14 protein-coding genes and 2 pseudogenes are annotated in these 15,423 nt (G+C 62.4%); 10 read left to right on the forward strand and 6 right to left on the reverse strand.

The window, feature by feature from the left end; genetic code table 11:
* Positions 1-15 precede the first annotated feature (15 nt).
* Positions 16-318 (reverse strand): DUF3565 domain-containing protein, encoded by a 303-nt coding sequence (locus QN085_RS04135; RefSeq protein WP_013970948.1) that lies wholly within the window; start codon positions 316-318, stop codon positions 16-18.
* Between QN085_RS04135 and QN085_RS04140 the strand changes: the two genes are divergently transcribed.
* Both QN085_RS04140 and QN085_RS04145 read left to right on the forward strand, forming a co-directional pair.
* Positions 317-802 carry an FKBP-type peptidyl-prolyl cis-trans isomerase gene (locus tag QN085_RS04140; protein ID WP_003259610.1) on the forward strand — a complete coding sequence of 162 codons (486 nt, stop codon included), beginning with the start codon at positions 317-319 and terminating at the stop codon, positions 800-802. The two genes, QN085_RS04135 and QN085_RS04140, sit on opposite strands and share 2 nt — an antisense overlap.
* 145 nt (positions 803-947) lie before the next feature.
* Positions 948-1,430 carry a glutathione peroxidase gene (locus QN085_RS04145; RefSeq protein ID WP_015268966.1) on the forward strand — a complete coding sequence of 161 codons (483 nt, stop codon included), beginning with the start codon at positions 948-950 and terminating at the stop codon, positions 1,428-1,430.
* Positions 1,431-1,561: 131 nt separating this feature from the next.
* Here the strand turns inward: QN085_RS04145 and QN085_RS04150 are convergent, their stop codons facing one another.
* Positions 1,562-2,752, reverse strand: a complete 1,191-nt coding sequence (locus QN085_RS04150) for a glycosyltransferase family 4 protein (RefSeq protein ID WP_024086273.1) — start codon at positions 2,750-2,752, stop codon at positions 1,562-1,564.
* 306 nt (positions 2,753-3,058) lie between these two features.
* Here QN085_RS04150 and QN085_RS25920 point away from each other — a divergent pair.
* The 4 genes and pseudogenes from QN085_RS25920 to QN085_RS04165 all read left to right on the forward strand — a co-directional run.
* A pseudogene (locus QN085_RS25920) lies at positions 3,059-3,658 on the forward strand (PAS domain-containing protein); the annotation flags it as partial.
* A gap of 228 nt (positions 3,659-3,886) precedes the next feature.
* A pseudogene (locus tag QN085_RS25925) lies at positions 3,887-4,246 on the forward strand (methyl-accepting chemotaxis protein); the annotation flags it as partial.
* A 226-nt stretch (positions 4,247-4,472) separates the two neighbouring features.
* A complete protein-coding gene (locus QN085_RS04160) occupies positions 4,473-5,819 on the forward strand; it encodes a DUF6861 domain-containing protein (RefSeq protein WP_024086275.1) in 1,347 nt (448 codons plus the stop codon).
* An 18-nt stretch (positions 5,820-5,837) separates the two neighbouring features.
* Positions 5,838-6,455, forward strand: a complete 618-nt coding sequence (locus tag QN085_RS04165) for a GAD-like domain-containing protein (protein WP_023662427.1) — start codon at positions 5,838-5,840, stop codon at positions 6,453-6,455.
* A gap of 45 nt (positions 6,456-6,500) precedes the next feature.
* Here the strand turns inward: QN085_RS04165 and cysZ are convergent, their stop codons facing one another.
* Positions 6,501-7,229, reverse strand: a complete 729-nt coding sequence (gene cysZ / locus QN085_RS04170; RefSeq protein WP_004376058.1) for a sulfate transporter CysZ — start codon at positions 7,227-7,229, stop codon at positions 6,501-6,503.
* Positions 7,230-7,557: 328 nt separating this feature from the next.
* Here cysZ and trxB point away from each other — a divergent pair, with 328 nt between their 5' ends.
* Positions 7,558-8,520, forward strand: coding sequence for a thioredoxin-disulfide reductase (gene trxB / locus QN085_RS04175; protein ID WP_015268972.1), 963 nt, complete (start codon positions 7,558-7,560; stop codon positions 8,518-8,520).
* 63 nt (positions 8,521-8,583) lie between these two features.
* Here trxB and nadC read toward each other — a convergent pair whose 3' ends face one another.
* The gene (gene nadC / locus QN085_RS04180) at positions 8,584-9,432 is read right to left on the reverse strand and encodes a carboxylating nicotinate-nucleotide diphosphorylase (protein WP_004376060.1); all 849 of its coding nucleotides are present in this window, start codon (positions 9,430-9,432) and stop codon (positions 8,584-8,586) included.
* Positions 9,433-9,674: 242 nt separating this feature from the next.
* On the opposite strand from nadC, the gene QN085_RS04185 reads away from it, so the two are divergent.
* The 3 genes from QN085_RS04185 to ampE all read left to right on the forward strand — a co-directional run bounded on the left by QN085_RS04185 (position 9,675) and on the right by ampE (position 13,431).
* Positions 9,675-11,822, forward strand: coding sequence for a DUF1631 domain-containing protein (locus tag QN085_RS04185; protein ID WP_023662426.1), 2,148 nt, complete (start codon positions 9,675-9,677; stop codon positions 11,820-11,822).
* Between the two features lie 209 nt (positions 11,823-12,031).
* The gene (gene ampD / locus QN085_RS04190) at positions 12,032-12,604 is read left to right on the forward strand and encodes a 1,6-anhydro-N-acetylmuramyl-L-alanine amidase AmpD (RefSeq protein WP_023662425.1); all 573 of its coding nucleotides are present in this window, start codon (positions 12,032-12,034) and stop codon (positions 12,602-12,604) included.
* Positions 12,601-13,431, forward strand: a complete 831-nt coding sequence (gene ampE, locus QN085_RS04195) for a regulatory signaling modulator protein AmpE (protein ID WP_013970958.1) — start codon at positions 12,601-12,603, stop codon at positions 13,429-13,431. The genes ampD and ampE overlap by 4 nt, the downstream gene beginning before the upstream one ends.
* Before the next feature lie 127 nt (positions 13,432-13,558).
* Here the strand turns inward: ampE and QN085_RS04200 are convergent, their stop codons facing one another.
* Both QN085_RS04200 and cra read right to left on the reverse strand, forming a co-directional pair.
* The gene (locus tag QN085_RS04200) at positions 13,559-14,335 is read right to left on the reverse strand and encodes a TatD family hydrolase (RefSeq protein WP_013970959.1); all 777 of its coding nucleotides are present in this window, start codon (positions 14,333-14,335) and stop codon (positions 13,559-13,561) included.
* A 2-nt stretch (positions 14,336-14,337) separates the two neighbouring features.
* Complete coding sequence (gene cra / locus QN085_RS04205; RefSeq protein ID WP_013970960.1) at positions 14,338-15,333, reverse strand: catabolite repressor/activator; 996 nt, start codon at positions 15,331-15,333, stop codon at positions 14,338-14,340.
* Positions 15,334-15,423: the final 90 nt, after the last annotated feature.

A 15,423-nucleotide genomic window follows, 5' to 3' on the forward strand; every position in this document is an offset into this window, starting at 1 on the left:
AAGCGGTGCAAGAAATTAACGGCCAAGGGTAGCGCTATCGGCACCTTGTGCGCACCAGCCGCAAGCGAAAGGCTGGCCGATGCGCTGCTCGCGCTGGGCCGGGTCGAGCACCCAGGGGCGCGCCTGCCACGGCGGCTGGTGGCGCAGGTGCTGGGTGTGGCCGCAGGACAGTTCGGCCACCCAGTGGCCCTCTTCGTCCTGGTGGAAGCCGGTGATCCGACTGATGGGCCGTTGCTCGTCCGCGGTGCGTTCGCAATCGGGCGATGGCTTGGTTACACTTGTCCGCTCTATATACTTTTGCAAAAGGTCTTGCCCCATGCTGATCGCCGCCAACAAGGCTGTCTCCATCGACTATACCCTGACCAACGACGCCGGGGAGACCATCGACAGCTCCGCCGGCGGTGCACCGCTGGTGTACCTGCACGGTGCCGGCAACATCATCCCAGGCCTGGAAAAAGCCCTGGAAGGCAAGCAGGCCGGTGACGAGCTGAACGTTTCCATCGAGCCGGAAGATGCCTACGGGGAATACCTGGCCGAGCTGGTCAGCACCCTGAACCGCAGCCTTTTCGAAGGTGTCGACGAACTGGAAGTGGGCATGCAGTTCCACGCTTCGGCGCCGGATGGCCAGATGCAGATCGTCACCATTCGCGACATCGACGGCGACGACGTGACTGTCGACGGCAACCACCCGCTGGCCGGCCAGCGTCTGACCTTCCAGGTCAAAGTGGTCAACGTTCGTGATGCCAGCGACGAAGAAATCGCTCACCGCCACATCCACGGTGAAGGTGGCCATCACCACTGATTTTTCTGCGCTAAGCTCAGAAAGTCGCCAGGCGCTCGGGCAAGCCGATTTGCCTTCCTACGGGAGGTGGACGGTTTGGACGAGCGCCTTTTTAGTGGGCGTAATTCGCCTGCGCGGCAACCGGGAACCTGAGAGGGGATTCATCATGAGTGCATTTCACGACCTGAAACTGGACGCATTGAACGGCGGGGAGCTGCCCCTCGCACCGTTCAAGGGCCAAGTGGTGCTGGTGGTCAACGTTGCCTCCAAGTGTGGCCTCACGCCGCAATACAAGGCCCTGGAGAACCTCTACCAGAATTACAAGGACAAGGGCTTCAACGTGCTTGGCCTTCCGTGCAACCAGTTTGCCGGGCAGGAGCCTGGCAGCGAAAAGGAAATTCAGGAGTTCTGCAGCCTCAACTACGGGGTGAGCTTCCCGCTGGGTGCCAAGCTGGAGGTCAACGGGCCGCAGCGCCATTCGCTGTACCGACTGCTGGCGGGTGAGGGGGCGGAGTTCCCGGGCGACATTACCTGGAACTTCGAGAAGTTCCTGGTGGGCAAGGACGGGCGGGTGCTGGCGCGTTTTTCGCCGCGCACGGCGCCGGATGATCCTGCGGTGGTGCAGGCTATCGAGAAAGCCTTGGCCTGAAGTGCCTGACGCGGTCCCTCTGTAGGAGCGGCCTGGTGTCGCGATCGGGCCGCATAGCGGCCCCCGGATATCAGCATTGTCGCAACTATCGAGGGGCTGCTCTGCAGCCCGATTGCGACACAAGGCCGCTCCTACACAGATCGCGTAGCACCCAGCCTCGAAGCTGGCGAGGTCGCAGCCTGGTTCCGGGCTGCATGCAGATACCCCTCGAACTGCTCGACAATCGCCGGCCATCCCTGGTGGCTGGCATGCTTTCGCGCATTCAGGCGCACCCGCCGTAACGTCTCTTCTTCCTCCAGCAGCCAGCAGGCTGCATCGATGAACGCCACCTGATCCCCCGGCATGGCCAGCGCACCGCTATGGCCATGACGAATATGCTGCGCGGCGGCTGCCTCGTCATAGGCGACCACCGCCAACCCCGAGGCCATGGCTTCGAGTACCACATTGCCAAAGGTTTCGGTCAGGCTCGGAAACAGGAAAAGGTCACCGCTGGCATAGTGTTCGGCCAGCACCTCGCCACGCTGGACGCCGCAGAACATGGCATCCGGTACCTGCTGTTCGAGGGCGGCACGCTGCGGGCCGTCACCGACCATTATCAGGCGCAGACGTTTGTGTGGATAAGTTTTCTGCAGGGCCTCCAGGCTTGGGCGCAGCAAGCCCAGGTTCTTTTCTGCCGCCAGCCGCCCCACATGCAGCACGGCGATATCATCCGGGCCGAGCCCCCAGCTTTCCCGTAATGCGGGGTTGCGCCGGGCCGGGTTGAACAGGCAGGCATCGACCCCCCGGGCCAGTAGCTCCAGGCGTTCGAAGCCACGGCGTTCGAGCTCCAGGCGCTGGCTGAGGCTGGGTACCAGAGTGATCGCCGTGCGCCGATGGAACCAGCGCAGGTAGTTGGTGAGCAGGCGCGTCAGCAGGCCCAGCCCGTACTGGCCGGAATACTGCGGGAAGTTGGTGTGGAAGCCACTGACCACCGCAACCCCGAGGCGCCGGGCCGCGCGCAGTGCACTGAGCCCAAGCGGCCCCTCGGTGGCGATGTACAGCACATCCGGGCGCTGTCGACGCCAGCGGCGCAACAGCTTGTGCATCGATACCTCGCCCCATTGCAAGCCCGGGTAGCCAGGCAGTGGCCAGCCACGGCACAGCATCAGGTTCGGGTCGCTGTGCCGCGTTGCTTCTCCGGCCTGGCGTGGGCGCACCACTTCGATCTCATGGCCGCGTTGGCGCAACCCCTCGCTGAGGCGGCCAAGGGTATTGGCCACGCCGTTGATCTCGGGTGGGAAGGTTTCGCTGACCAGGGAAATGCGTAGGGCGGGTGTATTCATGACAAAAAGTTTCCGCCTGCTGGATTGCGCCAATGTGACTGCCATGTGACGTAAAGATGACGCCTGCTCGCCGACGCGTATGTCCACGTGAATATTTCATTGCAGGGCACTCAAGCGGGGGCATCGGCAGCCGATGAAGATGCATTCGACTACCCGATTCGCTCCAGGAGAGCGGTGATGTTCAACAACAAGCTCAAGCAAGAAATCCGGCAGCTTCGCGAAGACCTGATGTCCATAGAACAGGTCAAGAATAGCCTCGACAGCGAGATGCTGGTACTTCAACTCGACCCTCAGGGACGGATCGAGATGGTCAATGCCAACTTCGAGAGCGAGATGCTCTACCGTGGCGAACAATTGCTTGGGCGCAACATCGAGGACATCGTCCCCGCCCATGTGAAGACGCTGGATTTCCACCAGCGCATGAAGGGCGCAATCAGCCGCGGTGAACACCTGAACGGTGCATTCCGCCTGCTGCGTGGCAATGGCCAGGAAGCCTGGCTACGCTCGATCCTGCAGCCGGTCAAGAACAGCGAGGGGCGCATCAAGTATTTCACGCTGCATTCCAGCGACCTTACCCGCACCATCGAGACCTCCCGCGAGCACGAAAGCCTGATCAAGGCCCTGATGCGCTCCACCGCGGTGATCGAGTTCGATCTCGATGGCACCATCCTCACTGCCAACGACCGGTTCCTGGGCGCTGTCGGTTACCGCCTGGAGCAGATCCGTGGCAAGCATCACCGCATCTTCTGCGAGCCGGAGGAGGCCAACTCGGCCGGCTACCAGGCGTTCTGGGACAAGCTGCGCCTTGGCGAGTACGTTGCCGACCGCTTCAAGCGTATCGATGCCCACGGCCGGGTGGTCTGGCTGGAAGCTTCATACAACCCGATCTTCGATGCCCATGACGTGCTGTACAAGGTGGTGAAGTTCGCCACCGTCATCACCGATCAGGTCAACCAGGAGCAGGCGGTGGCCGAGGCGGCGGATGTCGCCTACAACACCTCGCTGGGTACCGATGCCAGTGCCCGCAAGGCCACCGATGTGGTCACCCAGAGCGTCAGCGTGATGCGCGGGCTGGAAGCGTCGATGCAAGAGGCGGCAGAGGGTATCCAGGCACTGGATACCCAGTCGCGGGTGATCGGCTCGATCATCAAGACCATCAGCGACATTGCCGGGCAGACCAACCTGCTGGCGCTGAACGCGGCCATCGAAGCGGCCCGCGCTGGCGAACAGGGACGTGGGTTTGCCGTGGTTGCCGATGAAGTGCGCCAACTGGCCTCGCGCACCAGCACCGCCACCGAGGAAATCGCCCGCGTGGTACAGCAGAACGAGCAACTGGCCCAAGCGGCAGTGGCGATCATCGACACCAGCAAGCGCCAGGCCGAGCAGGGCCTGGCACTGGCGGACGAGACAGGGAGCGTGATCGTCGAGATTCAGGATGGTGCGAAGCGGGTGGTGGATGTGGTGGGGCAGTTTTCCAGCCAGTTGAGTCTTTGATATGGCCTGAGGTTTGTAGCGCATATGCAGTCGAGCCCCCGCCCAGATGGGGCTCGATCTCAGGCACGACAAAGATCCCCAACCTTGTCCATGGTGCCGGCTGAACAGCTCAACTTCGCTGAACCTGCCGTAAAAGAAGTCGCATTTTCCTACAACTGGCTAAGAAACCTCCGATCCGAATCCATGATGGGATTTCCCCCTGCACACGCTGTCAGGGAGACACCTCATGTACCTGGATTACCTCGTGCCCTCCTGGCACGAGATCGAGTCACGTGTCATCGCCCTGGTGGGCTACCAAAGCGGTGGCCAGTTCCGCACCAGCCTCAATGAAGAGGTCGCCTCGCTAGGCCTCAACCTGCGCCGGATCGAAGCCGTCCGCACAGCCTTCTACCACGCCGAATGGCAGGCGGCGCACATGCTGCGCCAGCGCTTCGCCGACCTCGACATCAACAGCATCGTCGACGAACTGCTGATGGTCGTGCGGCAGATGGCGATGATCGTCGCCGGCAGCACCATTACCGGTGGCCTGCTTGGCGCGGGGGTTGGCGCATTCGCCGGCGGCGCCGGAACCATTCCGTTCGCCGGCGCGGGCGCGGCCATGGGCCTCAAGGTCAGTGGCTGGATCCTCGGCGCGCTGGGGCTGGCCTCCATCGCCGAGTTCTTCATCGAGGGCTTGCCGCGTATCGGCGAGTACTACGTCGACGGCATTCGCTTCGCCTGGGAAGGCACCTGCGGCAATGAAGGCACGGGCCCGTTCTGCCGGGACGACCCCTATGCGATATCCCGGGCCACGCATCAGATTGCCCAAGGCCATGTGGAAGTCGTGCTGCTGTTGTTGGGGGCGATCGTGTCGTACCTCACCCGCGGCCGCGGCGATGCCCGGGTGCTGGCCCAGGAAATGGCGGCCAGCCGCAAAGGTGCGCGGCTGGGGCAATGGATGCTCAAGCATGAAGAAGGGTTGAAGCAACGGCCGGATCTGCAGGTGCCGGAGCGGCGCAAGGGGGCGGTGGGTGAGCCGCAACCGATGCAGCCTGATCGGCCGGCAGGGAAAGACAAGGAGCCCTCGACAGGGAAGCCCGGTAGCATGCCGTTGCATACCGTGGCGTGCTTCAAGGCAGACAAATTGCCAGTATCCAAGCATGGCGAGTTTGAACGGCAGTTGAAGGGACAGCAGGATGGGCTAAACCGGCTTACGGTTGAAGAGTTTCTCGAAAATATCGCTAATCCGGCCAAGCGAGATCCGCGCATTGCAAAAATAGCGAGAAAGGAACTTTATGATAAGTTGCAGGAGAGGATTCAGAGGGATCTGATGAAAACTATGAGTGCCATTGAAGCTAGAAAGCTCTCGGTGAAGCAAGCAAAGGAAACCATGTCATCTCTCGCAGCTTTGCATAATCCTGACTTGATCGCCGGTGGACGGGATACTATTTCTGACTTTGGCGACAGGCAAGTTAACTCGAGCATAGGCACGCAATGGAAAAGCAGAGTTTATGGTTTGAAAGCTGCTGCCGAGAAAGCTTCAAGATCGGGTGTGGGGTCAGGCCTGTTAAACGTAAAACTGCATAAATGCTAGTCGCTTGAGGGTTTCGCCGTGGATGAGATTTTTTCCCTGTTTGTAGAGCAAGTTGGTGAGCCGTTTTTTCGACAGGAGGTTCCTCCCTCAAGTCTGGATCGATACAGAGGGATCTTGCCGAGCAAATTGTTAGAGTATTGGAGTGAGCACGGTTGGTGCGGATATGGTGACGGGATATTTTGGACTGTCAATCCCCAGGAATATGAAGAGGTAACTGCCTCGCTTATCGAAGGCACAATATTGGAGAGGCGGGATAGATACCACCTGATCGCTCGCGGTGCATTTGGTGACCTGTATCTCTTTGGAGAGCAAACGGGTTTCTCAGTAAAGATTTTGGCTCATATTTCACGATATAAGGGAAGTGAATATGAGTTGACGGCGGCGGATATGGACAGTGAAGTGCAAGGTTTCTTCCTTGGGAAAGAGAAGGCGTCTGTTGACTTTGATGGAATGTTCGAGCCAGCAAAGAAAAAACTGGGCATGCTAAAGCATGATGAAATGTATGGGTTCGTTCCAGCCCTGGCGTTCGGCGGCTCAAGCGACCTTGCTAACCTTGAGAAGGTTAAGGCAGTGGAGCATCTAATACTGCTTTCTCAGATTGCCACCCTCGAGCCCTACAGTTTCTCCGACTTTTGAAAATGCAGCCCGCAAAAAGGGGCTGCCCTGCAGCCCCTCGCCCCTTCAGTTCCGCTCCCGCACCCAGAACAACGTAGCCCCGGCCACCGCCGCCGGCATCATCAGCACGTTCACCACCGGCACCATCAACGCCAGATAGGTGATGCCGCCAAAGCCCAGCGATTGCCAGCGCTTCTGCCGCAGCCAGGCGAGCATGTCCTGCCAGCTCATCTTGTTGTTGTCCGCCGGGTAGTCGATGTACTGGATAGCCATCATCCATACCCCGAAGATCAGCCAAAGCGGCGCCGCCACCACGTTGACCACCGGGATCAGCGACAGGATGAACAGGCCGATGGCCCGCGGCAGGAAGTAGCCCAGCTTGCGCATTTCACGGCCGAAGGTACGTGGCACCATGGCCACCAGCTCGCCCCAGCTGAACGCGGGGAAATTGTCCTCGCCACGCACCACAACCTCGACCTTTTCCGCCAGAAAGCCATTGAACGGCGCGGCGATGATGTTGGCCACCAGGGTGAAGGTGAAGAACACCATCAGCACCACCAGGGCGACGAACAGCGGCCAGAGGATGTAGGTGAGAAAGCTCAGCCAGCTCGGCAAGCTTGGCATCAGGGCGTCCACCCACAGGCTGAACTGGTGGCCGGCGAAGTAGATCAGGCCGCCAAACAGCAGCAGGTTGACCGCCAGCGGCAGCAGCACGAACAACCGCAGATTGGGGCTCAGCACCAGTTTCAGGCCTTCGCGCAGGTACTGGGGGCCAGAGAGTACAGGGGCTTGCATCGAGAGACTCCGCAGAGAAGGAAAACGCGCTGACCTTACCGAGTTTGCCGCGCCGACGAAAGGCGGGCAGCGGGCGGGAAACGGGCTGTAACAAAAGCAGCAGGGCTTGGCTATCGATCAAATCGCTGAATAGACGATGGCTATGAGGTGGATTGTCGAAGGATATTTCCTTAATCTTTGCGACCTCGCTACAGTGCGCTCACTTTCCGCTTTATGGGCCTGCGCGTTGTAGCCTTCCCCAAGTGCTGCGTGGGTCCTTTTTAATTTCCAGGCAGGCGCAGCCGGTACACCGATGCCGGCCCTGCGGCCCGCTCGACAGGAGTTCGACATGTCTGAAGTACGTCATTCGCGCGTCATCATTCTCGGTTCCGGCCCTGCCGGTTACAGCGCTGCGGTATATGCCGCCCGTGCCAACCTCAAGCCGCTGCTGATCACCGGCATGCAGGCCGGTGGCCAGCTGACCACCACCACCGAAGTCGACAACTGGCCGGGCGACCCCCACGGCCTGACCGGCCCTGCGCTGATGCAGCGCATGCAGGAACACGCCGAGCGTTTCGAAACCGAAATCGTCTTCGACCACATCAACGCCGTCGACCTGGCCAACAAACCCTTCACCCTGCAGGGTGACAGCGGCAAGTACACCTGTGACGCGTTGATCATCGCCACTGGCGCCAGCGCCCGCTACCTGGGCCTGCCGTCGGAAGAAACCTTCATGGGCAAGGGTGTTTCGGCCTGTGCCACCTGCGACGGCTTCTTCTACCGCAACAAGCCGGTCGCCGTGGTGGGTGGCGGCAACACTGCCGTGGAAGAGGCGCTGTACCTGGCCAACATCGCCAGCAAGGTGACTCTGGTACACCGTCGCGATACCTTCCGCGCCGAGAAGATCCTGGTCGACAAGCTGCATGCCCGTGTGGCCGAAGGGAAGATCGAGCTCAAGCTCAACGCCACCCTGGACGAAGTGCTGGGTGACAACATGGGCGTGACTGGTGCGCGCCTGAAGAACAACGATGGCAGCAGCGACGAAATCAAGGTCGACGGCGTATTCATCGCCATTGGCCACACCCCGAACACCTCGCTGTTCGAAGGCCAGCTGACCCTCAAGGACGGCTACCTGGTGGTCAACGGCGGCCGTGAGGGCAATGCCACCGCCACCAACATCGAGGGCGTGTTCGCCGCCGGTGACGTGGCCGACCACGTTTATCGCCAGGCCATTACCTCGGCCGGTGCCGGCTGCATGGCCGCGTTGGATGTCGAGCGTTACCTGGATGGGCTGGCCAACGCTTCGTTCTGATCCGAGAGCGCCACCAATTAAAAAACCGGCCCTGAGGCCGGTTTTTTCATGCCTGCAATCAGCTTACAGGCTCAACCGCATCGACAGGTCCACCGCCTTCACATCCTTGGTCATGGCACCAATCGAGATGTAGTCCACCCCAGTCTCGGCAATCACCCGCAAGGTCGTCTCGTTGACCCCTCCACTGGCTTCCAGCTTGGCCTTGCCCGCAGTAATGCGCACTGCTTCGCGCATCTCTTCCAGAGTCAGCTCGTCGAGCATGATGATGTCGGCACCAGCGGCCAGTGCCTGGCGCAGCTCATCCAGGCTTTCCACTTCGATTTCCACCGGCTTGCCCGGCGCAATGCGGTGCGCCGCCGCCACGGCCGCGGCCACGCCGCCGCTGGCTGCGATGTGGTTTTCCTTGATCAGGAAGGCGTCGTACAGGCCGATGCGGTGGTTGTCGCAACCGCCGCAGGTCACTGCATACTTCTGCGCCAGGCGCAGGCCCGGCAGGGTCTTGCGGGTGTCCAGCAGGCGTACCTGGGTGCCTTCCACCAGGTCGGCAAGGAAGCGCGCACGAGTGGCGACACCCGACAGCATCTGCAGGAAGTTCAATGCACTGCGCTCACCACTGAGCAGCGAACGCGCGGGGCCCTCCAGATGGAACAGTGGCTGGTTGGCCGTGGCGCGCTCGCCATCGGCCACCTGCCAGTGCACGGCCACGCGTGGGTCGAGTTGGCGGAACACGGCATCGACCCAGGCGGTGCCGGCGATCACGCAGTCTTCGCGGGTAATGATGGTCGCCTTGGCCAGGCGCTCGGCCGGGATCAACTGCGCGGTGATATCGCCACTGCCGATGTCCTCCAACAGCGCACGGCGCACATTGGCTTCGATTTCAGCGGTCAGGTCGGCAAGGCGTAGGTTCGGCATGGTCGGCTCCACAAGCTAGATGCCGGCGATTATAGGGCAGGGGGCCGGTGTGTACAGTCGCCTCGGCGATGACCTTTGGTCGGCCGGTGTGAGCAGGAGGGGTAAATCAGGGTCATTAGCCAGCTAGTGAAACGGCGCTGGCAGCTGTGTGGATTTTTACCGATAATGGTGACCAGTATTTGGCGTCATGACTTTGACGATCTTCAGCCCCTTCGGGCGAGACACCCTGCAAGGAGTACAGGATGCAAAAAGAAGGCAAGGTGGTGCCCTTGGCGGCAGCCATCGATCGAGGCGGGCGTACGCCTCTGCCTTGCCTTCCGGTATTGCTCCTGCAGGTGCGCGACAAGGCCGCCTTGCAGTTGCGTCAGGGCCTGCAGGGCTTGTTCGACAATGCTGACGACACCCTCTTCGAGATGGCCGACAAGGCCTTGGACCGCGGTGACCAGAACCTGTACTTCGAGGCCATGCGCGACCTGCGCCTGAAGCGCAAGAGCATCGAGCGCGGTTTTCTCGACACGTTCTATGATGCCTTTGCCCGTATCGGGCAGGTTGACCTGCTGGCGCACATGGTCGAGCCGGGTAACCTGCGCAGCAAGGCCCATGTGGAACGGGCTGGCGCGATAGAAGGCATGGTCGCGCGCGTGCTGTCACGCGACGGTATTGCCCTGCAGCAACTGGGCCTGCGCTTGCAGGTACTGCTCGACCGCCCCCTGCACGAGCAGCACAACCCGCTGGGGCCCGCAGCGCTGTGCGGCTACTTCCTCGACGCTGGCCGCAACCTAGGGGTTGGCCTGCGGGTCAAGCTGGTCCTGCTCAAACTGTTCGAGCGCTATGTGTTGCGCGATGCCGACGTGATCTATGGTGAAGCCAACCAGTTGCTGGCCGCCGCCGGTGTACTGCCTGAGTTGCCGTCGGCACCACGTCGGCGTGCCGAAGACCGGCGCATGAGCGCAGGTCGTGGGCCGGCGAACCTGGGTCACGAGGTGGGCTCGGACGCGGCAGGGCAGGCTTTCTTTGCCTCGTTGCAAACACTGCTGGCCCCGGTGCGTGGAAAGTTCGCGCCTCGTTTGCAGGCGGTGGCCGCCGCCCAGCCAATCAGCACCGCCGACCTGCTGCGCCTGCTTTCGCATTTGCAGCACTATGTGCCCGCTACCCACGAGGCCGACGATTTCGAACTTGGCCAACAGCTTGAACAATTGCTGTTGCGGGTCAGCGTGCGCAGCGGCACACGCCGGCGTATCGATGTTGCCGACGAGGACATGATCAACCTGGTTGGCCTGCTGTTCGTCTTCATCCAGAACGACGACAACTTGCCGGCCAGCCTGCGTGCGCTGATCGGGCGTTTGCACATTCCGCTGCTTAAAGTGGCCCTGTTGGACAAGGGGCTGCTCAGTCGTGCCAGCCACCCGGCCCGCCGGCTGCTCAACGAGATCGCTGGCGCGGCAATCGGCTGGGAATGCGGCGGCGACGGTATGCGTGACAGCCTGCACCTGCGGGTGGAGCGTATCGTCCAGCGCCTTCTCAATGATTTTGCCGAAGATACCAGCCTGTTCGCCGAACTGCTCGAAGACTTCCTCGCTTTCAACCAGGACGAGCGGCGGCGCAACGAGCTGCTCGAACAACGCACCCGCGACGCCGAAGAAGGGCGTGCCCGAACACTGCAGGCCAGGCAGCAGGTGCAGCATGCTCTCAACCAACGGCTGCGCGGTAGGTTATTGCCGCAGGTGGTGGTACAGATGCTGGTGCAAGCCTGGAGCCAGGTACTGCTGCTGGCCTGGCTCAAGCAAGGTGAAGCATCCCAGGCCTGGCGGGATGCCTTGCAGACGATGGACACGCTGCTGGCCAGCATCACTCCGCCGCATGAGCCGCATGCCTTGCTGCAGCAGGTACCGGGCCTGCTCAAGGCACTGCGCGATGGCCTGGCCAGCGTGGCCCTGGACTCGGCAGCGACCCGCGAATTCTTCCTGGAACTGGAACAGCTGCACCTGCGTGCCTGCGCGGGTACCGCGATGCCGCCCGGCACTGAGGGCCAGCCCCTGAGCGAAGTGCTGGTGGCCGAGGACATCGTCCTGGCGATTGCCGAAGAACCCGCTTGCGCTCCGTCGCAGTTTGCCGACGGGCAGGCCGTGGCCGTGCGTCAGGTGCAGCGCCTGCGTATCGGTACCTGGGTCGAAGTGCTGGACGAGGACGAACCGCTGCGCTGCAAACTGGTGGCTCGCGTCGACAGTAGCGACCGGCTGGTGTTCGCCAACCGCACCGGTATGAAAGTACGCGAATGGAACGGGGCCAGCCTGGCCCGGGCACTGCATCGAGGTGAGGTGCGGGTGCTGGATGACGGGCTTTTGTTCGAGCGCGCGCTTGAGGCGGTGCTCGACGGGCTGCGGCGGTAGGCACAACTGTCTTGCGCATTATCTGCAAGCTGGCACGATCTCTGTGGGAGCGGGCGTGCCCGCGAAACAAGCGCCGCGGTGGATGGCATCGGCTGCGCCGGTGTTCGCGGGCACGCCCGCTCCCACAGCATTACAATGATTCACATGCAAACGCCGTTGGCCGCAGGGCATACTGTTGACCTGTTCACGGCGCTCTCAGGATCTGCCCCATGCAATTGGACCGTGCCACTGGCTGGTTCCACGGAATCGGAATCACCCACTGCCCCTCGCCGAACTTCAATGCTCGCCCCGAAGGCGAATCGATTTCCCTGCTGGTTATTCACAACATCAGCCTGCCGCCGGCCTGCTTCGGTACCGGCAAGGTCCAGCAATTCTTCCAGAACCGCCTGGACCCCAATGAGCACTCGTACTTCGCCAGCATCAACCACCTGACCGTATCGGCGCACCTGTTCGTCGAGCGTGACGGTGCGGTGACCCAGTTCGTGTCGTTGCTCGACCGTGCCTGGCACGCCGGGGTGTCGTGCTTCGACGGGCGTGAAGGCTGTAACGATTTCTCCATCGGCATCGAACTGGAAGGCACCGACGACCTGGCTTATACCGATGCCCAGTACACGGTGCTGGAGCAACTTACCCGGCACATCCGCGGTGCCTGGCCGGCCATCGGGCTGGACCGCATCCAGGGCCATAGCGACATTGCCCCGCAGCGCAAGACCGACCCCGGCCCGGCCTTCGACTGGCCGCGCTACCGAGAGGCGCTGCAGCAAAACGAGGACAAGGCATGAGTTTTCTGGTGTTGTTGCTGGCGCTTTGGGTCGAGAAGTTCTCGGCCCTGCGCCATCAGGTGCAGCGAGATGGGTTCTTCCTCGGCGAACTGGTGCGCCTGGAGCGCAGCGGCAAGGTGCACCCATGGTGGACGCTGGCCATTCTGGTGTTGGCACCGGTAGCGCTGCTGGTTTTGCTGCTGCATGTTCTGGACCCGGTGGCGTATGGCTTGCTGGCGTTGCCGGTGCACCTGCTGGTGCTGATCTACAGCCTGGGCCGCGGCGATGCCAAGGCATCGATGGGGCCGTTCCGTGATGCCTGGCGGCGCGGTGACGACCAGGCCGCGCTGCACGTGGCCGAGCGCGACCTGGGGCTGGCGGCCGACGAGCCGCAAAGCCTGTTGGTGCAGGTGCAGGGCAACCTGCTGTGGCAGGTGTACCAAGGCTTTTTCGCGGTGATCTTCTGGTACTTCGTGCTGGGCCCGGGTGCAGCCCTGGCCTATCGCTTGCTGGCTCTGTGTGGCGAACACAGCAAGCAACCGACGTTGAAGGCCCGTGCCGAGCAGCTCAGGCATATCATGGACTGGCTGCCGGTGCGGGTGCTGGCCTTGAGTTTCGCCCTGGTCGGCAATTTTCTCGCGGTTACCCGGGTGATGCTGCACGAGGTGCTCAACTGGCACATCAGCGCCGCCCACCTGGTTGCCAGGGTCGGGCGCATTGCCGATGACATTCCCGAAGAAGAAGACAGCCAGCGCGGGCTGGGACGGCTGGACAGCCTGTGGGAGCTGCTGCTGCGCTGTGCGGTGCTGTGGTATGCCGGGTTTGCGCTGTGGACGGTGCTTGTCTGAACTGACACGCTGGCTTCTTCGCGGGCTTGCCCGCTCCCACAGGTACTGCGCCGGTCTCAAGATTTGCGCGGTCCCTGTGGGAGCGGGCAAGCCCGCGAAGAGGCCCACGCAGGTGCCAGCACTTCAGCTACCAGCCAAACAACTCGCAAGCATTGCGGGTGCTGGCTTGAGCCAGTTCCGCGACATCCACCCCCATCACCTGCGCCAGCACCCCGGCAATTTCCGGCAGGTGCTCCGGGCTGTTCCTTACCCCGGGGAACATAACCGGCGCCATGTCCGGCGCATCGGTCTCCAGCACCACGCTGTCCAGCGGCAACCGCGCCAGGGTCTTGCGCAGCCGTAGGGCCTGCGGCCAGGTACCCGCACCGCCAAGCCCAAGCCGGAAGCCCAGCTTGATGTACTCGCGGGCCTCTTCGTAACTGCCGGCAAACGCATGAATCACCCCCGCCCGCGCCGGCTTGTAGCGCTTGAGCGTGGCGATCACCTGGGCATGGCTGCGGCGCACGTGCAGCAGTGCGGGCAGTTCGAAGTCGCAGGCCATCTGTAGTTGCGCTTCGAACAGCTTCTGCTGGCGGGCCTTGTCCAGGTCTTCGAGGTAATAATCCAGGCCAAACTCGCCCACGGCACAAAGCCGTGGGTCGCCGTGCAAGCGCTGCAGCCACTCGCGCAGCTGCGCCAGGTGCTCCGGGCGATGCTGGTCAAGGTAGATCGGGTGCAGGCCGAGCGCGGCGAACAGGCGCTGGTCGGCACAGGCGAGGTCCCACACCCGCTGGAAATTCGCCTGGTACACCCCCAGCACCACCATCCTCTCCACCCCGCGCGACACCGCGTTGGCCAGCAGTTGTTGGCGGTCGGCGTCGAAGTCGGGGAAGTCCAGGTGGGTGTGGGTGTCGATCAGGCGCATGTTCAGGCCGCTGTAATGCGTTGCTTGAACGTTCGACCGACGGCATGCACGCCAGGTTCGTAGCGTTTGTCCTCGATCGCGGCCAGTGCCAGTTCCAGCGCGGTGGCGGCAATCAAGCCATGCTGCTGGGCCATGGCATTGACTGGCAGCGGCAGGAAGTCAAGCAACTGGTTGTCGCCAAAGGTACCCAGCTGCAGCTGGCGTGAGTCGGCAGTGCGCGCCTGCAGGGTGTCGAACACCCCTTGCAGCAGCACGTAGGAGGTTGTCACCAGGGCATCCGGCAGGCCGCCAAGGTCATCGATCAGTTGCTGCATCAGGCGCTGGCCGCACTCTCGGCTGAACGCTTCGCCCTGATAGCGGCGAACCTCGCCGGCATAGCCTTGCAGGGCTTCGTCGAAGCCACCGGCACGTGCCTGGCTGACCGACAGCTCGGGGCGGGCGCCGATCAAGGCGATGCTGCGCGGGGCGACGCTCAGCAAGCTGGCGGCCAGCTGGCGGCTGGCGTCGCGGTCGTCACTGATCACCGAGCAGAAGTGCGCAGGGTCCAGGCGGCGGTCGATGGCGATTACCGGCAGGCCTTTGTCCTGCAGCTCGCGGTAGCTGTCGTCTTCTGGCGGCAGGCAGCTGGCGACGAACAGTGCATCGCAACGGCGGGCGCGGAACAGCTGTTGCAACTGGCGCTCGCTGTCGGGCTGGTCGTCGCTGCTGGCAATCAGCAACTGGTAGCCACGGGCGCGGGCACCTTGTTCGAGCTGCTTGGCGATGCGGGCGTAGCTGGGGTTCTCCAGATCCGGGAGAATGAAGCCCAGAGTGCGGGTATGCCGGCTGCGCAGGCCAGCGGCCTGCGGGTTGGGGGTGAAGCCGTGGGCCTCGACCACCGCGCGTACCCGCTCGACAGTGCTGTTGCTGATGCGCTGCTGTTCGGCCTTGCCATTGATGACGTAGCTGGCAGTGGTCACGGACACACCGGCCAGACGGGCGATATCGCTGAGTTTCACCGAATTTTCCTTGTTATTACCGGGGCTGGCTGTGAGCCCTGACCGGGTAGTTTGACCCGGCGAGGGCGCCACGCGCAGACGACCATTGTC

This window comes from Pseudomonas sp. M2(2023) (assembly GCF_030263955.1).
In the GTDB taxonomy this organism is placed as follows: domain Bacteria; phylum Pseudomonadota; class Gammaproteobacteria; order Pseudomonadales; family Pseudomonadaceae; genus Aquipseudomonas; species Aquipseudomonas asiatica.